The 20,615-nt window shown below is 41.4% G+C and carries 19 protein-coding genes; 9 read left to right on the forward strand and 10 right to left on the reverse strand.

What is annotated here, in order from left to right:
- Positions 1-149 precede the first annotated feature (149 nt).
- The 6 genes from HMPREF9455_RS12865 to HMPREF9455_RS12890 all read left to right on the forward strand — a co-directional run bounded on the left by HMPREF9455_RS12865 (position 150) and on the right by HMPREF9455_RS12890 (position 9,196).
- The gene (locus HMPREF9455_RS12865) at positions 150-2,975 is read left to right on the forward strand and encodes an FAD-binding and (Fe-S)-binding domain-containing protein (protein ID WP_006800141.1); all 2,826 of its coding nucleotides are present in this window, start codon (positions 150-152) and stop codon (positions 2,973-2,975) included.
- Between the two features lie 53 nt (positions 2,976-3,028).
- Positions 3,029-4,183, forward strand: coding sequence for a Gfo/Idh/MocA family protein (locus HMPREF9455_RS12870; protein WP_006800142.1), 1,155 nt, complete (start codon positions 3,029-3,031; stop codon positions 4,181-4,183).
- Positions 4,184-4,362: 179 nt separating this feature from the next.
- Positions 4,363-5,754 (forward strand): TolC family protein, encoded by a 1,392-nt coding sequence (locus tag HMPREF9455_RS12875; protein ID WP_006800143.1) that lies wholly within the window; start codon positions 4,363-4,365, stop codon positions 5,752-5,754.
- 35 nt (positions 5,755-5,789) lie between these two features.
- On the forward strand, positions 5,790-6,782 hold the full coding sequence (locus tag HMPREF9455_RS12880) for an HlyD family secretion protein (protein WP_006800144.1): 993 nt from the start codon (positions 5,790-5,792) through the stop codon (positions 6,780-6,782).
- A gap of 35 nt (positions 6,783-6,817) precedes the next feature.
- Positions 6,818-7,987: an ABC transporter permease gene (locus tag HMPREF9455_RS12885; RefSeq protein WP_006800145.1), complete on the forward strand. Its 1,170-nt coding sequence runs from the start codon at positions 6,818-6,820 to the stop codon at positions 7,985-7,987.
- 12 nt (positions 7,988-7,999) lie between these two features.
- Entirely contained in the window at positions 8,000-9,196 is a 1,197-nt protein-coding gene (locus HMPREF9455_RS12890) for an ABC transporter permease (protein ID WP_006800146.1), read from the forward strand.
- Positions 9,197-9,238: 42 nt separating this feature from the next.
- Here the strand turns inward: HMPREF9455_RS12890 and HMPREF9455_RS12895 are convergent, their stop codons facing one another.
- Positions 9,239-9,535 carry a putative signal transducing protein gene (locus HMPREF9455_RS12895; protein ID WP_006800147.1) on the reverse strand — a complete coding sequence of 99 codons (297 nt, stop codon included), beginning with the start codon at positions 9,533-9,535 and terminating at the stop codon, positions 9,239-9,241.
- A 208-nt stretch (positions 9,536-9,743) separates the two neighbouring features.
- Between HMPREF9455_RS12895 and HMPREF9455_RS12900 the strand changes: the two genes are divergently transcribed.
- Positions 9,744-11,249: a catalase gene (locus HMPREF9455_RS12900; RefSeq protein ID WP_006800148.1), complete on the forward strand. Its 1,506-nt coding sequence runs from the start codon at positions 9,744-9,746 to the stop codon at positions 11,247-11,249.
- A gap of 69 nt (positions 11,250-11,318) precedes the next feature.
- On the opposite strand, the gene HMPREF9455_RS12905 is transcribed toward HMPREF9455_RS12900, so the two are convergent.
- From HMPREF9455_RS12905 to HMPREF9455_RS12940, 8 genes are all read right to left on the reverse strand, one after another.
- Positions 11,319-11,555, reverse strand: a complete 237-nt coding sequence (locus HMPREF9455_RS12905; protein ID WP_006800149.1) for a hypothetical protein — start codon at positions 11,553-11,555, stop codon at positions 11,319-11,321.
- Positions 11,556-11,680: 125 nt separating this feature from the next.
- Complete coding sequence (gene rpsA, locus HMPREF9455_RS12910; protein WP_044216312.1) at positions 11,681-13,483, reverse strand: 30S ribosomal protein S1; 1,803 nt, start codon at positions 13,481-13,483, stop codon at positions 11,681-11,683.
- Between the two features lie 137 nt (positions 13,484-13,620).
- Positions 13,621-14,784, reverse strand: coding sequence for an acyltransferase family protein (locus HMPREF9455_RS12915; protein ID WP_006800151.1), 1,164 nt, complete (start codon positions 14,782-14,784; stop codon positions 13,621-13,623).
- Positions 14,785-14,822: 38 nt separating this feature from the next.
- Positions 14,823-15,860 carry an inorganic phosphate transporter gene (locus HMPREF9455_RS12920; RefSeq protein ID WP_006800152.1) on the reverse strand — a complete coding sequence of 346 codons (1,038 nt, stop codon included), beginning with the start codon at positions 15,858-15,860 and terminating at the stop codon, positions 14,823-14,825.
- Positions 15,861-15,872: 12 nt separating this feature from the next.
- The gene (locus tag HMPREF9455_RS12925; protein ID WP_006800153.1) at positions 15,873-16,520 is read right to left on the reverse strand and encodes a DUF47 domain-containing protein; all 648 of its coding nucleotides are present in this window, start codon (positions 16,518-16,520) and stop codon (positions 15,873-15,875) included.
- A gap of 161 nt (positions 16,521-16,681) precedes the next feature.
- A complete protein-coding gene (locus HMPREF9455_RS12930; protein ID WP_006800154.1) occupies positions 16,682-17,326 on the reverse strand; it encodes a carbohydrate-binding family 9-like protein in 645 nt (214 codons plus the stop codon).
- A 36-nt stretch (positions 17,327-17,362) separates the two neighbouring features.
- Positions 17,363-17,959 (reverse strand): ribosome biogenesis GTP-binding protein YihA/YsxC, encoded by a 597-nt coding sequence (gene yihA, locus HMPREF9455_RS12935; protein WP_006800155.1) that lies wholly within the window; start codon positions 17,957-17,959, stop codon positions 17,363-17,365.
- A 15-nt stretch (positions 17,960-17,974) separates the two neighbouring features.
- Positions 17,975-18,337 carry an MmcQ/YjbR family DNA-binding protein gene (locus HMPREF9455_RS12940; protein ID WP_044216314.1) on the reverse strand — a complete coding sequence of 121 codons (363 nt, stop codon included), beginning with the start codon at positions 18,335-18,337 and terminating at the stop codon, positions 17,975-17,977.
- 107 nt (positions 18,338-18,444) lie between these two features.
- Here HMPREF9455_RS12940 and HMPREF9455_RS12945 point away from each other — a divergent pair, with 107 nt between their 5' ends.
- Together HMPREF9455_RS12945 and HMPREF9455_RS12950 are read left to right on the forward strand one after the other, a co-directional pair.
- Positions 18,445-18,864, forward strand: coding sequence for a hypothetical protein (locus HMPREF9455_RS12945; protein ID WP_006800157.1), 420 nt, complete (start codon positions 18,445-18,447; stop codon positions 18,862-18,864).
- Between the two features lie 3 nt (positions 18,865-18,867).
- On the forward strand, positions 18,868-19,353 hold the full coding sequence (locus tag HMPREF9455_RS12950; protein WP_006800158.1) for a GNAT family N-acetyltransferase: 486 nt from the start codon (positions 18,868-18,870) through the stop codon (positions 19,351-19,353).
- Here HMPREF9455_RS12950 and HMPREF9455_RS12955 read toward each other — a convergent pair.
- Positions 19,348-20,613, reverse strand: a complete 1,266-nt coding sequence (locus tag HMPREF9455_RS12955; protein ID WP_006800159.1) for an FtsX-like permease family protein — start codon at positions 20,611-20,613, stop codon at positions 19,348-19,350. The genes HMPREF9455_RS12950 and HMPREF9455_RS12955 overlap by 6 nt on opposite strands.
- Positions 20,614-20,615 lie beyond the last annotated feature (2 nt).

Genomic DNA, 20,615 nt, shown 5'->3' on the forward strand with positions numbered 1-20,615 from the left:
CACATCATGCCTGCAACTCCCATTTAACGATTTTTGATAGAGACCTTATTATCCACCTGCTATTAGCACTGATTTCTCGAATATGTTTTATAACTTGCATCTGTTTTATTTCAAACTGTTTATTTTCAATCAACTAAAAGAAGTATGCTATGCTACCTGCTAATTATCAGCAATTAAGAGACGAATTATCAAAGACAATCCCTGTCAAACGCATTATTACAAATCCGTTGCAATTGTTAGCTTACGGGACAGACGCCAGTTTTTACCGCCTGATTCCGAAAATAGTAGTACAAGTACATACCGAAGAGGAAGCCGTAGAGGTAATCCGCCAAACCGGACGTTTGAATCTTCCCGTAACATACCGGGCGGCAGGCACAAGCCTTTCCGGACAGGCAATTTCCGATTCCGTGCTTATGGTAGCGACTCACGAATGGCGCAAATATACCATCCTGGATGATGACGGTATGAAGATCAGGCTGCAACCGGGAATCACCGGTGCAAGAGCCAATATCTACCTGCAACCGTTCGGTCGGAAAATCGGTCCCGACCCTGCCTCAATAAATGCAGCCATGATTGGTGGAATAGCCGCCAACAATGCCAGTGGAATGTGTTGCGGCACGGCCCAGAACTCATATAAAACAATTGCCGACATCCGTATCGTTCTTTACGATGGCACCGTCCTCGATACATCGGACGAGGAAAATAAAAAAGCATTCAAAGCAAAGCATCCCGGCATAATAAAGGAGATAGAACAGTTAAGGGACGACATTAAGTCTGATACTGTTTTGAATGAACGCATCAGGCGTAAATTCAAGATTAAAAATACAACCGGCTACAGCATTAACGCTCTGGTAGACTATCAAGACCCTTTCGATATCGTCAAACACCTCATGATAGGCTCGGAAGGGACACTTGCCTTTATTTCCGATATCACCTATCATACCGTTACCGACGAGAAATACAAGGCTTGTGCCCTGATGATATTCGAAACCATCGAACTGGCATGTGAAGCTGTTCCGCTTTTGCGTGAAAGCCCTGTTTCAGCTGTAGAATTACTGGATAGGGATTCTATCCGTTCGGTGGAAGATGATCCAGATGCTCCGGAATATTTCCGTACTATGCCCGAAACCGCTTGCGTGCTGCTGGTAGAAATACAGGCGAACGAAAAAGCGGATATGGATGCCCGAGAAACCGCTGTGCGAAAGGCTGTACAAACGATCCCTACCATACAACCATACAGATTTACTTCGGACCCGAAAGAATATAATTTCAACTGGAAAGCCCGTAAAGGACTGCTTTCCTCAGTAGGAGGTCTTCGAAAGACAGGAACTACATGTATTATCGAAGATGTGGCTTTTCCTGTTCCCCGTCTGGCGGAAGCATGTATTGCCCTGAAGGCCCTGTTCAAAAAATATGAATACCATGACGCGGTACTTTTCGGACATGCGCTGGAAGGCAACCTGCACCTGAATTTCTCGCAGGATTTCAGTACCCCGAGCGAAGTGCAACGCTATGCCGACATGATGGATGAACTCGCGGATATTGTTGTCAACAAGTTTGACGGCTCACTCAAAGCCGAACATGGAACAGGCCGTAATATGGCGCCTTTTGTGGAGAAAGAATGGGGCGAAGCCGCCTACAAGATAATGCTCCGCATAAAGAAAATATTCGATCCTTACCACCTCATCAACCCGGGTGTGGTGATCAATGAGAATCCGAAGATACATCTCGAGAACCTGAAACCGTTACCTGCCGTAAATGAAATTGTAGACAAATGTATGGAATGCGGTTTCTGCGAACCTAACTGCGTCTCCGAAGGCCTGACCTTATCGCCCCGTCAGCGTATTGTCATAGCCCGGGAGATTTCAAGGCTGAAAACACAGGGAGAAAACCCGGCACGGCTGAAACAGATGTTGCACGACGCGAAATATTATTCGGACGAAACCTGTGCAACCGATGGCCTTTGCGGGCTGATATGCCCTGTAAAGATAGATACGGGCAAATTTATAAAGGACCTGCGGCACAATGAGACATCAGATACAGCCAAAAGTATCGCTTCATATATAGGTAATCGTATGGCAGGAACCACTTCTCTGATGCGGGGCGGACTCAACTTCGTACATGCTTTCCATACTATATTGGGAGATACGCTGATGGGAGGCATTGCATCCGCAATGAGAACCGCATCATTCAAGACCATTCCAAAATGGAACAGTGATATGCCGAAGGGCGCGCACAAGATAAAGGACAGTGTAGTTAACAAGGGGCAGACCGATAAAGTGGTTTATTTTCCATCCTGTATCAATCGATCGATGGGTAAATCGAACGGCTATGAGAAAGGGGATGTGGAACTTACTCAAAAGACCAAAGAGCTACTCCAGCGTGCAGGCTTTACCATCATCTATCCCGAAGGCATCAACCATCTGTGCTGCGGTATGGCATTTAGCAGTAAAGGGTTGAAAGAGGAAGGCGCACGTAAATCGAAGGAACTCGAAGACGCATTATACAAAGCGTCTGAAGGAGGTAAATACCCGGTGCTGTTCGATATGAGCCCGTGTTTCTATACTTTCCATGAAGCCTATACGAATAAAGACCTTCAGCTATACGACCCCATAGAGTTTATGATCGACTTTGTAATGCCTAAGCTACAAGTTAATAACCCACGGGAGGTAGTAACTGTATTTCCGGTCTGCTCTGTTAAGAAAATCGGCATGGAACAAAAGTTGCTGCAACTTGCTAAAATGTGTTCGAAAGAGGTTGCCTTTGTAGAAAGTAACTGCTGTGGATTTGCCGGAGACAGAGGGTTTACTTATCCCGAACTGAACAAGCACGGGTTAAGGCATCTGTCCGAACAGGTTCCTGCCGACTGTAAAGACGGGTATTCTACCAGCCGCACCTGCGAAATAGGAATGAGTGAATACAGCGACATCAATTTCAAATCTATTTTTTATCTGATAGATGAAGTGACACGCTGAAAAGCGTTTTCAAATGTCTCAATATTAATTACCGCAATCTAAATACCTAGATCATGGAACGAAAAATAAGAATGGGAATGATTGGTGGAGGAGAAGGTTCCTTCATCGGTCCTGTACATCGTATCGCCGCCTTTCTCGATGGACAAATCGAGTTGGTATGCGGATGCTTTAGCTCATCCTTCGAAAACACGAAAACTACGGCCCGTGCTTTATTTATTCCTGAGAACCGGGCATACCGGACATTTACTGAGATGATAGAGAAAGAGGCTTTACTTCCCGAAGGAGAGCGGATGGATTTTGTGGCTATCGTAACACCTAACGACTTACATTTCGAACCTGCGATGCTCGCTCTCAACAATGGATTCCATGTAGTATTGGATAAGCCTATGACTTTCACTTTAGAAGAGGCGTATCAGCTGCGAGACAAGGTTAAGGAAACAGGACTTTTATTCGCACTTACACACACATACACCGGGTATCCGATGATAAAAGAATCACGTCACCGTGTACGTAGAGGAGATTTAGGAAAGATACGCAGGATATATGTGGAGTACCCGCAAGGATGGTTGTCTAACGATATTGCCGGAGAAAATAAACAGGCTGCATGGAGAGTAGACCCCCGGCGGGCCGGTAAGGGTGGTTGTATGGGGGATATAGGAGTACATGCTTACAATCTGGCCGAATATATTTCAGGCCTGGAAGTAGATGAATTATGTGCCGAGCTAAACTCATTCGTTCCTAATCGTATATTAGATGACGACGGGGTTGTTATGATCCGCTACAAAGGCGGAGCTAAAGGTATGCTGGCTGCCTCCCAAATAGCTATAGGAGAAGAGAACGACCTTACAATCCGTATTTACGGAGAAAAAGGCGGCTTATCGTGGCGACAGGAAGAGCCGAATACCATAATCCTTAAATGGGCCGATAAGCCGAATGAAATAATCCGTACGGGATCGGGCTATATGTCATCCCTCTCACAACATAATACACGTGTTCCCGGAGGTCATCCCGAAGGCTATATAGAAGCATTCGCTAATATTTACCGGAACTTTGCGCTGGCTTTAGACTGTATTCTGAAAGGGAATGAGCCAAAACCTGAATATCTTGATTTTCCCACCGTAAAAGACGGGGTGAGAGGTATGCAGTTTATAGAAACCGTTGTAGCATCATCAGAAAGTGAAGATAAGTGGATAAAGATGATTGAGTAGACCTGACCTTTGATTAACATATAAATGACTATTTAATGTACTCCTACATGAACCTTTCTTTTTTCTAAATGTTAAATTATTAGTAAAAAGTGATTGTAATTATCATAATTTAGAAAATGTATATAATTTTGCAAATAGTTGCATAGACAATCAATAATTGATTTATTAGAATAACCAATATGATTAAAAAAAGTTGTGGGGCGATTCTCCTTATTATATTCGTTTTCAACACAAACGTTGCTGCACAGCAACTTCTTAGTCTGGAGCAATGCCGCCAATTGGCAATAGAAAACAATAAGGCATTGAAAATAGCATCGGAGCAGGAAAAGATTGCATATTACAATAAGAAAGACGCATTAACCAAATTCTTTCCGGAAATACAATTTCTGGGAGGGTACATGCATAACCAGAAAAATCTGCATCTGATCTCATCTTCTGCTATACCCAGCGCAATCCCTTTACCTGTACCTATTGGAGAAATATCTTCCATCCCTATTCCTGATAACATAAGGGATGGCATCTGGAAGATGGGAGAAGTAGATATAAAAAACATTTGGGCAGGAGGCTTCAACCTTACCCAACCGATATTTATGGGTGGAAAAATAATCGCTTATAACGATTTGCGCTCCTACGCCGAAGAACTTGCCAAAACAATGAAAGAAACCCAGATGACAGATGTAATCGTAGAGGTGGATAATGCATACTGGCAGGTAGTATCGGTTGCAAATAAAAGAAATTTAGCCGGGGCCTATGTGGAACTGATGAAAAAAATGGACTCAGATATCTCAGCTATGGAGCAAGAGGGTGTTGTTACCAAGGCCGACCGCTTATCCGTAAATGTAAAACTGAACGAGGCAGAAATGACGCTCACCAAAGCGGAAAATGGGCTTAGCCTGGCCAAAATGCTGCTAACCCAAATATGCGGATTGGAAATCAGCGATGAAATCACGCTGCAAGATGAAAATCTCGATAATCTGATTATCAATGGAGAGAATGAGATGATGCCTAACGTAGATGAAGCATTAACCAACAGGACTGAAATAAGAAGTCTGGAACTGGCCACAAAAATATATGGCAAACAGGAAAAGATAGCGCAGGCCGACTTTATGCCGAACCTGGCTTTTACAGCCAATTACCTCTGGACAAATCCGAATTTATTTGATGGTTTTGAGAAAAAATTCGGGGGTATGTGGAATGTCGGAGTAGTACTAAAAGTGCCTCTGAATTTTGTTTCCAGTTCAGCAAAATTAAATGCAGCAAAAGCTGAAACCCGCATTAAACGATTTGAACTGGCTGAAGCAAAAGAGAAAATCACATTACAGATAAACCAGTCCGTATATAAGCTAAACGAAGCAAATAAGAAACTGGCATCTACACAAAAAAACACTGAAAAAGCCGATGAAAACCTGCGATATGCTAATGTAGGGTTCGAAGAAGGTGTTATTGCGGCATCCGATGTAATGGCAGCGCATACAGCGTGGCTCGCGGCCCATTCCGATAAGATAGATGCACAAATAGATATAATTCTCTGCAAAATATATCTGAATAAAGCATTAGGCCGTAAGTTCTAAATAAAGAATTAAAAAATCTCCAACTATTAAAAAATATGGATACAGAAAACAAAAAATCAGGATCGAAACTTATACCTATACTGGTTTTCGCAACAATAATCATTGTAGTGGGCCTTTATGGCTTCTTTTTCCTGAATCAGGAAGATAATATCATACAAGGAGAGGCCGATGTTACAGAGGTCCGTATATCCAGCAAAGTACCCGGACGTATCTCCCGATACCTCGTAGACGAAGGTAGCTTCGTAAAAAAAGGAGATACACTGGCTATACTTAGCATCCCGGATATAGATGCCAAACTGGCTCAGGCCAGCGCAGCCGAACAGGGTGCGGCCGCGCAGAACCAGAAAGCCATAAAAGGCGCACGTGTGGAGCAGATTCAAGGTGCATACGAAATGTGGCAAAAAGCCAAAGTGGGTGTAGACATAGCCCAGAAGTCGTTCACGAGAGTACAAAATCTATATAACAAAGGAGTAGTAACGGCACAGAAACGCGACGAAGTAGAAGCTCAGCTAAATGCTGCCATCGCTACGGAAAAAGCTGCGAAATCACAGTATGACATGGCTGTGAATGGAGCTGAAAGAGAAGACAAAGAAGCAGCTCTGGCTTTATTAGAGAGGGCAAAAGGTGCAGTTGCAGAAGTAGCTTCATACATATCGGAAAGCTTCCTTATATCACCGACTGACGGAAAAGTAACTGAGAAATTCCCTAATGAAGGCGAACTTGTAGGTACAGGAGCCCCAATAATGAATGTAGCCAAACTGGATGACAAATGGGGTTCATTTAATATCCGCGAAGACCGTCTAAAAGATTATAAAGACTTGGGTAAAACATTTAAAGCGTATGTACCGGCACTGGATCAGGAAGTAGAGATGACCGTCTACTACGTTAAAGACCTCGGCTCATATGCTGCGTGGAAGGCTACAAAGACAACGGGACAATACGACCGTAAAACGTTTGAAGTAAAGGCCCGTTTCAATGACAAATCGATAGATGTGCTTCCTGGAATGTCCCTGATCATAAAAGAATAAGAATAATAAACAATCTGCAACCCGTAACTAGATAGATGACCAAAGAAACCGGCATATTCGCAATATTCAAAAGGGAATGGTTGCGCATCTCCTCTTCCAAAATATGTATCTGGGGGATATTTGTCGCACCCTTACTATCCATGATTATACTGCTGTGGATGATGAGCAGCGGACTGCCGTCACGCATTCCCATTGCGGTTGTAGATCTCGACAACACAACCACCACACGTACACTGATTCGCCAGCTCGACGCTTTCGAGAAAACAGATATCAAGTACAAAAGTCTTTCTTTCAGGGAAGCAAGACAGCAGATGGAGCGGATGGAAATATATGCAATATTGACCATCCCAAAAGATTTTACAAAAGACGCCATATCGGGGAACCGCCCTAAACTTGTTTATTATACGAACAATGCATTCCTTATATCCGGCTCTCTCCTGTTTCAGGACTTAAAGACGATATCCACACTGGCCTCAGCAGCCGTAGGACTGCAAACCGCCGAAGCAAAGGGCTTTACGGAAAACCAGATAATGCCGATACTACAACCGATAACAATAGATGCGCACCCCTTGGGTAACCCTTGGCTCAACTATTCGGTTTATCTGAATAATATATTGATGCCCGGAATACTACAACTTATTATACTGATGTTTACAGTATCCTGTTTCGGTTCGGAAATAAAAGCGGGTAGCGGACGTAATCTGATGGCAATGGGAGACAACTCGATATTAAAGGTAATCGTTGGAAAATTATTGCCATATACCATTATCTATACGGGCATTGCGTTCTTTTTCATATCGATATTCTATTATATCAATAAGTTCCCACTGCATAGCGGATTCTGGCCAATGTTCCTGGATTATCTCTGCCTTATTCTGGCAGCGCAGGGAATGGGCGTTATCCTGCTGGGTATATTCCGCAACTATCGCTTGTCTTTAAGCATTGCAAGCCTTATAGGAATGGTATCGTTCTCTATCACCGGATTTTCATTTTCCACGTTGGCGATGGATGGTAGTTTAAGTGCGTTGAGTAACTTTTTCCCTCTGCGTCATTTCTTCCTCATATATGTAGACCAGGCACTCAATGGTATCCCTGTAGGATATTCTATGTATCAGTATGCAGCCTTACTCGCATTTGTACTGCTTGCAACCTTTTTCTTCGGTGTGATCAGAAAAATGCTGACGGATAATATTTATGAAGAATAAATCAGAAACAGCATGAAGAAATTACTGCTCGATATATATTATGTTTGGATCAATGAACTAAAGGTTGTCTTCAAAGACGGAGCCGTCATACTCCTGTTCTTCATTGTGCCTCTCGCCTACCCTGTTTTATATAGTTTTATATATAATAATGAGACTGTGCATGAAGTCAAAGTGGTAGTCGTAGACAATTCCAACTCTGCCCTATCCCGCGAATTCAAACGAAAAGTAGATGCTACAGCCGACGTGAAGATTATCGGATATGCAACAGATATGGAAGAAGCCCGTGAAGCCATGAGAAAGAAAGAGGCATACGGTATCATGTATATCCCGAGAGATTTCAGCAAAAACATAAACACACAGCAACAAACACAGATCAGTGTATTCTCCGATATGAGCAGCCTGCTGTTTTATAAGGCTATGCTTTTAAGTGCAACAGAGGTATCCCTCGATATGGGAGCCGATATACGGGTTGCAGAAACAGGCGGAGGAAGCCAGGAAGAAGATGCCGCAACACGTCAGACAGTAGAAAACCAGTGGGTAACGATGTATAATCCTCAAAATGGCTTTGCCAGTTTCCTTGTTCCGGCGATCTTAATATTGATTATACAACAGACACTTATATTAGGCATAGCTACACTAGTTGGTACACACAACGACAGGAAGCGTTTTACGATTGCCTCTCATACAGCGCAAGGCAAAAGCGTTCACCCGGTAAAACTTACCATAGGGAAAGCTTTCTGCTATGCATCACTTTATATGCTTATATCTGTATGGGTACTGAGAGTCATACCTTATATTTTCAAATTCCCTCAGATAGGTGATCCCCTTACTATTGCAGCTTTTCTGATGCCTTTCCTGCTGGCTGCTACATTCTTTGCAATGACATTGTCATACTTCTGTTCTCAACGGGAGTTCGGTATGATGCTGTTTGTTTTCACCAGCGTACTTTTCATATTCATTTCGGGCATATCATGGCCCTGGACAGCTATCCCCGCACCTATAAAGGCAATTGCCTATATAGCTCCATCTACACCGGGTATTCACGGTTTTATAAAGATAAATACAATGGGGGCGACATTAAGCGACGTCTGGTTCGAATATATCGCGTTGTGGATACAGGCCGGAATATATTGCATCACCGCAGTATTCATGTATAAGTGGTGGATACAAAATTACGACCCGGAATATAGGGGAATGGTTAGAAAATAATTTTTTGATTCCTCACTACCCGGTAGGAGTAAAATAGCATTCCTATTTCTTCCCAAACCATGAGGCTATTTTCTCATACCATTTTACCAAAAACAAGGTGGATTCGGGTATTTCATAATCTTCTTTCCGGGTAAAGCCGCCTTCAAGCAAAAGTTTGATTGCCTCTTCCGCATCCTCCTCTCTCACTTGTAGCTTTATCCCGCCTACGGCATAGGGATGAACCTGATTTATCAGCTCATCCTTCAGAAAACAATAAATATCATTATCTTCTAAATATGATTTCGCGACAGCCAGTTCCCCCGGAATATTAGAAGTCTTTACAGTTATCATTTCGCCCATAGTATCATACGATTAGTTATTTTTAAAGATACATATAACCTATAATTTATCCAAGCCATCATCCGCCTTTCTTAAGCTCTGATCTGAAAATAGTACAACATCACCAAAACAAAACACCGCTCTGATTGTTTTAATAATTAAGACTATCTATACACATCCGGATCAAACAGTTATTTGAACTTATATACCACTTTAAACACACTACATTATGGAAGAAAACAAAAAGATTCTAACTACAAATCAGGGAAATCCCGTAGACAATGACCAGGCCTCTATCACCACCCAAAAACACACGATGACTTTGCTATCCGATGTACATACCGTAGAAAAACTGGCTCATTTCGACAGGGAACGTATTCCTGAAAGAGTTGTACATGCCAAAGGTTCCGGTGCATTCGGTTATTTTGAAGTAACACACGATGTGACAAAGTACACTTGTGCGGACTTCCTTTCACAGGTAGGCAAAAGGACAGAGATGCTCGCGCGCTTTTCCACAGTAGGAGGAGAAAAAGGCTCTGCCGACACTGCCCGTGACCCTCGCGGTTTTGCTTTGAAGTTTTATACCAATCAGGGGAATTATGATATGGTAGGTAATAATACCCCCACATTCTTTATCAGAGACGGTATAAAGTTTCCCGATTTTATCCATACACAAAAAAGAAATCCGCTTTCCAACCTGAAAGATGCGGATGCATTCTGGGACTTCCTGTCACTCACTCCGGAAAGTATCCATCAGGTTACCATTCTTTTCTCTGACAGAGGGACACCTGACGGTTATCGTCATATGCATGGTTTTTCGAGCCATACATATATGTGGTACAATGAAAAAGGAGAGCATGTTTGGGTAAAATGGCATTTCAAAACAGATCAGGGAATAAAGAACCTGACAGACCAGCAAGCTACCGAGCTGGCCGGCACTGACCCTGATTACGCGACACGTGATCTGTTTAACAGTATTGAGAAAGGTGATTTTCCTTCCTGGACCGCCTATGTGCAGATTATGAAACCGGAAGAAGCCGATAACTATAAATTCGATCCTTTCGATATTACCAAGGTATGGTTCCACAGCGACTATCCACTCATCCCTGTAGGTAAATTCATATTGAACAGAAATCCCCAAAATTACTTTAACGAAATAGAACAAGCGGCTTTCTCACCAAGTAATTTCATACCGGGCATAGCTTCATCGCCCGACAAGATGCTTCAGGTTCGGCTTTTCAGCTATCCGGATACGCAGAGGCACCGGTTGGGCACAAACTTCGACCAGCTCCCCGTAAATGCGCCTAAATGCCCTATGCACAATTATCAACGTGACGGACATATGAATATCGGGAGCCAGGAAAGTGCGCCTAATTATTATCCAAATTCCTTCAACGGGCCTGCGCCGGATGCAAAATTCACACCTCCCGCAATTGATGTGCAGGGAATGGCCGCTCGTCACGAATACCCATTGGGAGATATAGACTTTGTACAAGCCGGAGCTTTATATTCACGCGCCATGTCAGACTACGACAGAAGCAATCTCATAAGCAATATAGTAGGGCATATCAAAAATGCGCAACAACGCATTCAATACCGACAATGCGCGATATTCTATAAGGCGCACCCGGAATACGGGACACGTGTTGCCGAAGGATTGAAACTGGATATTGCGAAGGTAAAAAATCTGGCTGCAATGAGTCAGGAAGAGAGGGTGAAAGCTACTACCAATTAACTATATTATCAGCAAAGCAAGGCGGCCATTTAATATAAATGGCCGCCTTACTTTATATATTAAAATAACTCATTCGCGGAAATCATAATCCTCACGCTTTGCAAAGCCCCCTTTAATGAGTAATTCTATTGCGCGGTTATAATCACCGGACATCACCTGCAACCTTGCTCCTCCCCCCTCGGGTAAGGAAATTGTAATATACTCCCCATTAACGACACAATCAATGCCATTATCTATCAAATATGATTTTGCGATAGCCAAATCAGCCTCAAAATCAGACGTTTTTACAGTTACCAGCTCATCCATAATGTTATTCTTTAGTGAATACGGTTTATAAATATACATAAAATTAGCAAGTAATACTATATAAACAAAAAGATAGGGGACGACTTTTACAGTCGTCCCCTATTCTATAGATAGAATATCAGTTCTTATTTAGCGTCGCTTCCGCCTGAAAGTTTTTCTTTAAGAGCTGCCAGTTCTTCGATATCACCTAATGTGGTTTTTTCCATATTAGAAGATTGACTTACTGTTTCGTCTTTTTCTTTCTTCGCAGTTTTTCTAGCTTTCTTTTCAGCTGCTGCTTCCTTAGCTTCCGGTTTTTCGTCTTCGAATACACGGCTGTGAGAAACGATAATACGTTTAGAGTCCTTGTTGAATTCGATTACTTTAAAGTCAAGTTTCTCATCTACTTTCGCTTGAGAACCATCTTCTTTCACCAAGTGTTTTGGAGTTGCAAAACCTTCTACTCCATAAGGAAGAGAAATCACAGCACCTTTGTCAACCATTTCAACAACTGTTCCTTCGTGTACAGAACCTACAGTAAAGATAGTTTCAAATACATCCCACGGATTTTCTTCAAGTTGTTTGTGGCCAAGGCTCAAACGACGGTTTTCTTTGTCGATTTCAAGCACCTGTACTTCGATATCAGCACCTATAGAAGTTACTTCGCTAGGGTGTTTGATTTTCTTAGTCCAGGAAAGGTCTGAAATATGGATCAGTCCGTCTACACCTTCTTCTATTTCAGCAAATACACCGAAATTAGTGAAGTTGCGAACTTTAGCTGTATGTTTGCTTCCCACAGGATATTTTTCTTCGATATTTTCCCATGGATCCGGCTTCAATTGTTTGATACCAAGAGACATTTTACGCTCGTCGCGATCAAGAGTAAGCACTACTGCTTCTACTTCATCACCAACTTTCATAAAGTCCTGTGCGCTGCGAAGGTGTTGTGCCCAGCTCATTTCTGAAACGTGGATCAAACCTTCTACACCCGGAGCAATTTCAATAAATGCACCGTAATCAGCCATAACAACAACTTTACCTTTCACCTTATCACCAACTTTAAGTTCAGCGCTAAGAGCATCCCAAGGATGAGGAGTAAGCTGTTTCAAGCCGAGAGCGATACGTTTTTTATCATCGTCGAAGTCAAGGATAACAACGTTGATTTTCTCGTCCAGTTTAACCACTTCTTCCGGATGTTGAACACGTCCCCAAGAAAGGTCTGTAATGTGGATAAGTCCGTCTACGCCGCCAAGGTCGATAAATACACCATATGATGTGATGTTCTTAACTGTACCTTCAAGTACCTGACCTTTTTCAAGTTTCGAAATAATATCTTTCTTCTGTTGTTCAAGTTCAGCTTCGATAAGAGCTTTGTGTGAAACAACAACATTTTTGAATTCGTGGTTGATCTTAACAACTTTGAATTCCATTGTCTTACCAACGAACACATCGTAGTCGCGGATAGGCTTCACATCGATCTGAGAACCCGGTAAAAATGCCTCGATACCGAATACGTCAACGATCATACCGCCCTTAGTACGACATTTGATGTAACCTTTGATGATTTCATCTTTTTCCAGAGCTTCGTTAACACGATCCCAAGAACGTGTCGCACGCGCTTTCTTGTGAGAAAGGATAAGTTGTCCTTTTTTATCTTCCTGGCTTTCGATGTATACTTCTACTTCGTCACCAATTTTCAGATCAGGATTGTAACGGAATTCATTCATTGATACAACACCGTCTGATTTGTAACCGATATTAACTACGACTTCGCGTTTGTTCATAGCAGTTACTTTACCCATTACCACTTCTTTGTCGTTTACTTTATTCAGCGACTGGTCATAGGTTTCTACAAGTTCTTCTTTGCTCTTACCTGTATAAGAGTCTCCTTTTTCGTACGCATCCCAGTCGAAATCTACAACCGGCTGTACATTTTTTAAATTATCAATCATTCAAAATTCGATCTGGCGCCTGTCCTGATCAGTATCATTAAAAAGTTAAACATTATTTGCTTCGAAAAGCGGTGCAAAGATATTGTTTTTCAGAATATAAAGCAATTCTGAAGTATATTTTAATAATCTTTTTCTCATTTATGAACATTATCCCCGCTCAATATCTTAGAGAACTTTCCTTTCATCTGTATAAAGCGTTGTTCGAAACCATAATACGACAGAGTCGAAATCAGTACAGTTATACCCAGAGAAAAGCAGGTCTGAACACCCCACGCATAAACGCCAAATCCATCTAATAACCTAACAGACAGCACAATACCTAAAATATGATACATATATAATCCATATGAGATCTTCCCTAAAAAACTGAACACCTTGTTTTCGAGGTTGAGAATAGGGTTGGGATTCGTTGCCAGATTCAGGATCAAAACACCAAAAAGTATAGCAAAGAATTCATTATTAAGATTTGGCAAGCGAAAGGTAGAGAAGAATACTGCACACAAGAAAAGGACTATAGACCAGTTCAGTATGGGGCTATATAAGTAGCGGATAATGGCCTTTTTTTTATAATGCCATATTGCAAACAGTCCTCCTATAGCCATACAATCGATACTGAATTTGTCCCAGATCTTGGAAAAGACATATACATGATAACTCCCTGTCATATCTTGAATATATGGAATGGTAAATTTTATTAAAAGATATGTTACTATCACACCAATCAATAGCCGTTCTTTCTTCTTTACGAACTTCATCAATACAGGCCAGATGATATAAAACTGCTCCTCCACCCCAATTGACCATGAATGGCCAATATAGGGTACAACTACTTCCATACCATGAAGGATCACATTTGGCAAAATGAGTAGATATAATATTAAGCTCCGTGGCGAATAAGCATTTTCTATATCAATATATGGCCATTCAAAAAATGGAATATATCTAAGGACGAAAAAAGAAAGTAATACAAGGAAGTAATATAAAGGCCAGATGCGCAATATACGCCTGACATAAAAATACTTGATGGAAATAGTCTTGGTCTTGGCCTCTTCCATCAATAACAGATAGGTAATAAGAAATCCGCTCAGTACAAAGAACAGAATAACCCCCAGTTGTCCCGAATCGGGATTCTTGAGCAAAAAATACGGTTCTACCCCCAGATAATATTCTTTCATCAATTCCTGATGTCCCAATATCACCAGAAAAGCAGCGAAAAAGCGCAATCCGTTCAGATTCGGAAAGTAAACTTTATCGCCTTTCATCAGAGCACCGGAGTGCTCTATTTGTTCTTTTGTCATAAAAAATACGTTTGTGTCAATAAGGGGGGAACAGCGAACTATGCAATAAACAGACCTAGTCCGTAATAAAAAAGCATAGCCATAACTGCACTCACAGGAATAGTCAGAATCCAGGCAACAAGCAAATCTTTTGTTACACCCCAGCGTACCGCTGAAAGACGCTTTATAGAACCTACTCCAATAATACTTCCGGTGATCACATGCGTTGTACTTACCGGCACATGCAACACTTCGGTAATAAATAAAGTCAATGCACCGGCCGACTGGGCACAGAAGCCTTCTATAGGTGTGATTTTAGTAATACGGTTACCCATTGTTTTCATTATCTTCCATCCTCCACACATCGTACCCACTGCTATTGCAGTAAAACACGCCAACGGAACCCAGTCGTGCATATCTGCCATTGAGTCCATCTGCAACCATGGATGTACATCAACATTGGTTTGGGAGAAGGCGATCAATGCAGCAGCTATGATACCCATTACTTTCTGTGAGTCATTAAGACCATGACCTATACTAAGTAATGCGGATGATATAAGTTGTAATCGTTTGAACCATCGGTCTGCTTTATTCGGCTTAACCTTTTTCACGAGATGAAGCGTCAGCAGTGTAATAAAATTACCGCCAACCATACCTATCAGTGGAGCAACAACAATAAACAATGCTATAACGCCTATCACCCCTGCATGCACAGCCTGAAAGCCCGAAGCGGCAATACCGGCTCCGGCAAATCCGCCGATAAGCGTATGTGATGAAGACGAAGGTATACCCAGCCACCATGTAATCAGATTCCATGTGATAGCAGCTACCAACCCAGCAATAATAACATGCGAAGGATTGGCTATAAAACTCATATCCACGGTTTTCGAAACAGTGTCGGCAATACCGAAACCTCCGATAATAAATTTGGCGATAAAATAAGCGACAAAGTTGAAAAATGCAGCCCAGATAACGGCCTGGGTAGGGGTAAGAACTTTTGTGGATACGACTGTGGCTATCGAGTTAGCCGCATCGTGAAATCCATTGATAAAATCGAAAATAATGGCTAAAACAATAATTATTATCAGTAATGTCATTTCTACGTTTGATTATGAGTACTTAACAATCATTGTCTTTATAATCTTCCCGACTGCTTCGGAGGCGTCAGTAGCCCGCTCGAGCTCATGGAGGATATCTTTAAGTTTTATAACTTCGATGGCGTCTGTTTCATTCTCAAACAGGTCGATAAGGAAATGCTCATACACATCGTCGGCCTTCTTTTCTATAACGCCTAATTGTTCACAATATTCTTTGATCTTCGTAGTGCTTTTCTTCAGGATATCAAGCTCATCAATTGCCTGAACAAGAAAACCTGCAGATTCGCGCACAAACATAGCAAGACGTGTTGCAGCCTCTGGCATCACTTTCGGACTGTAAAGCATAATACGCTTTGCACAACTGTTGATCAAATCAGTCACGTCGTCCATCGTAGCAGAAAGATGGTTGATATCTTCCCTGTCGAATGGAGTAATAAACGTTTCGTTCAACTCTTCAAAAATTTTGTTTTGGATAGCATCCGCTTTGCGTTCCTGTTCTTTGATTTTCTTGTAGTATTCTACAGCATCATTGTGGTTAGTAACTTGGACGCACTCGATGATCAGGTCAGATGCAACCAAAATTATCTGAGCCATCTCGCTCATTAGCGGAAAGAACTTGTTTTCTTTAGGTTTAAACCTATCGAAGAAATTATTTTTCATAAAAATTTAAATATATCCATATTTGAAAAGGAGTACAAGAAGAATGCAACTCCAAACGCATGCAAAGATAAAAAAAAATCTATTCTATGAAAGCTTTTTTAACATAAAAATAAAAACGATATCTTCCTCTAAATTTGACTATTAGCTTCAATTCTGCATTTTTATTCAAAGTATATATCCCCGAAGTATAAAGGCATGTGAAAATTTGGCGTTTTTGTCTCAACCGGATTCCATGAAAGATAGTGCGGAATAGTCAAATTATCTCCGCATTTATAAAAATTCCCTCGTGCTTTAACTCCACGAAATGTCTCCAATCCGGATTGCCAATAAGCAGAAACCGGGACAACGATTAACACATTCCATTTAAAATCGCCCTGTCTTCTTCCAATAGGCTCTGTACCCAGGCTTGGATATCGTTTTATAGAAGACAAAAGAGCCGGAGATGCATGCTCCGAATTCGCCTTATTCTCTCTGTAACCCAAGAGTACCTTAGCGATACAAGATACTTCCAGATTATAATAATGGAGAGAGTCCCCGAATGACATAAAAAACTCAACACATGAATCTTTCCAGACAGGGCCGTTATCTTCACTCGCTTCTGCCAGAATTTCATTTTCTTCCACAAAGAATTGAAGGAACAAATGTGTTCCGTTATGGGCTATTTTGAAGGCCACTTCGGGCCGGGAAGGATAAAGTTCCGGCCAGTTTACACAGGCAACTTCATTCTTCTGCACTTCATGCATATACTCTATTACACTTGTGTAATTATTGGCATCAGCTACATCGATCATGGGAACTAACAGCATGCTATATTCAATTTAGGTTTTTAAATATCGGACTTTTTATAAACTTTTATTTATCTGCTCAATATAGCCTAATATTTCATCTGCCCCCAATCTATGCTCAGCAGATGAATAAAATATAGGAGGAATTTCTTCCCATGTTTCTTTCAGGGTATCGGTATATGCTTCCATATTCTTTTTCAATGCGCCTTTACTCAACTTATCTATCTTGGTGAACACAATCACAAATGGCACACCTTCTTCACCCAGCCAGTTCATAAATTCAATATCTATCTGTTGCGGCTCATGGCGGCAATCCAACAATAGGAACAAACAGGTTAGCTCTGCCCTGTTTATAATATAGCTGTCAATAATCTTCCTTATTTGGTCACGTCCTTCCTTTCCTCGTTGAGCATAACCATATCCTGGCAAATCGACCAGATACCATTCATCATTGATTATAAAATGATTTATCAATTGTGTTTTCCCCGGCTTGGAGGAAGTCATGGCCAGTCCCTTTCTGTTTGTCAGCATATTAATAAGTGAAGATTTGCCGACATTAGACCTTCCGATAAATGCATATTCGGGCTTTCCGTCCTGCGGACATTTACGGTAATCGGTATTACTTACTACAAACTGAGCGTCTCTTATAATCATTTTCAATTTCTTCGTTTACGAATTTAAATACTCTTCTCTTTTCTTTTTAGAAAGCTTGCTTATCACTTCATCTACGGAATGTCTTATCTGTTCTTTTATGACCTCATCAGGCACATCGCTATCCAGAGTGACCAGATTCCATGTAAGCGTTTTAAAATCAGTTTCGCCAACTCCCGCATACCTTTCTCTGAGCCTGGCTGACTTTTCCGGATCGCATTTCAAGTTTACCCTGAACACTCCATCCTTCGGTTCCAACGGAATATAAGCAAACATCTTTTCCATTACTTTAAAAACTAAAACATTGTGTTTCAGAAAAGGCAATGACTCCGTGCTACCTTTCACAGACATGCAATAGTTTCTAAGTTCTTCAATATTCATAGGCTTACTTTTTGAACCCTTATGCAAAAATAGTCTAAAAATATGAATATCTTTGTTTTCTGAACATAACATCTTATATATTATTTTAACATAAAACATAAAGGATTATGACGGCAAAAAAAGTCATTATAACAATCGTGGCCATCATTATAGCTGGCTTTCTCATATTCGGATATGTCTGGTATTTTGTTCCATTCAGCGATTCAGGCGTTAAGGCCGGCATATTGAATAATGTAAAACACAAAGGGGTTATCTTCAAAACCTATGAAGGAGAACTTATCCAGTCCGGATTCGGCCAGGGCATGCAAGGTCTCCAGTCAAATGAATTTAAATTTTCGATAGACGATAAAGATTTGGCTATAAAACTGATGGGCATGAGTGGCCAGAACGTAAAACTCCACTATAAAGAATATTACGGCAGACTGCCCTGGCGCGGCTACTCTAAATTTGTTGTCGACAGCATCGTCTCAGTAGACCCTGTAATACCCAATAAGACAGATGAAATTCCTCCACTTGTAGCACAGTAATTTATGATCAGAGACGTGACCCCGGAGGATGCAAAGAGAATTGCAGAAATATATAATTACTATATAAAAGAAACCATCATAACATTCGAATACGATCCGGTAAGTGAAGAGGATATAAAGGAACGCATAAAAAAGGTAACAGGTAAAAATTTCCCGTATTTCGTTTATGAGCAAGACGGCATCGTTATCGGCTATGCATATCTTAACAACTGGAGGGAGCGGGTCGCATATGATATAACTCTGGAAACCAGCGTATATCTCGATCACAAAGCAACCGGAAGCGGAATTGGAAGTATTCTTTATCAGGAATTGATAATCAGGGCGCAGAAGATAAACATCCATTCTCTGATAGGCGTCATATCCCTGCCAAACCCCGAGAGTCAGAAACTGCACCGTAAATTCGACTTCGAGCTTATAGGTAATTTTAAGGAATCGGGAGTAAAATTTGACAGGCTAATCGATGTGGAATTCTGGCAACTGATGCTATAAGCGTTTGCGCAGATTATTTACAGGATAAATAACAGCAAGAAGGCCAATCATACTTACAGTGACAAATATGAGCAAAACATCCAACAGCTCCACGACTACCGGATAAGCATCCATAACAAATGTCCCCGGCGTAGAGCCAAGTTGTAACAATCCGAAATACTCCTGCAACAGACATATTATAAGACCCAATACTATCCCTGCAATAGTACCCACGAAAGTTATCAGACCGCCTTCGAACAGAAAAACTTTCAATATAAGTTTATTATCAGCTCCTAAATTTTTAAGAATCCTGATATCTTCATTCTTTTCTATTATAAGTATCGTCAACGAACCTACGATATTAAAAACCGCAATTACCAGTGTTATAGCCAGAATAAGGAAAGTGACCCATTTTTCTATACTCACCATACGAAACAGATCTTCCTGCTGTTCAAAACGGTTTTTAACAAGGTAATTCTCGCCTAAAACAGACTTTATCTTCGCCTGAACCCTATCTACTTCCGCTGCATCTTTCAGCTTTATATCGATAGAAGACACTTCGGTTTCATATCTTAACAGTTCGCGCGCAAGATCTATGGATACAATCATCATCTGATCGTCATATTTTGCCTGATTCAGGGCAAACACTCCGCTTATAAATACATCGGAACGGTCGAAGGCTGTAGATGGATTAGCCGGATTAACCCTTACATTTCTTTTAGGCACATAAACCTCTACCGGATTGACAAAGTTGGCACGCACACCGAGAAACATTGCCAGACCTGCTCCGACAACCCCATTGTCTATATGCCATTCCTGCAATGAATCAGCACCGGAAGCCTCAACGGCACCGGAAGTATCCTCCCTTAATAGAAAACGGCCGTCTATAATCAGCTTATCGATATCGGCAAGGTTTTCAAATTTCTTCGATACCCCCTTTAGTATGATAGGCTCCTGACGATCGCCATTTTTCAACAGGGCGTTCTCTTCAAGTGATTCGGATATAAATGCTATTTCAGCTATCTTTTTTACTTCCTCCATTTGAGGATTGTTAGGATCAAACACCTTTCCACTTGCAGGTGTTATCTGTAATTCGGGATCAAATGCGCTGAATGTTTGGGAAACAACTCCGGTGAACCCGTTAAATACAGAAAGCACACAAACCAAAGCAGCTGTAGCCAAAGCTATCCCAAACACCGATATCATGGATATGACATTGATGGCATTATGCGACTTCTTGGCAAAAAGATAGCGCCGGGCTATATGGAGCGAAAGGTTCAAGG

Source organism: Dysgonomonas gadei ATCC BAA-286, from assembly GCF_000213555.1.
In the GTDB taxonomy this organism is placed as follows: Bacteria; Bacteroidota; Bacteroidia; order Bacteroidales; family Dysgonomonadaceae; genus Dysgonomonas; species Dysgonomonas gadei.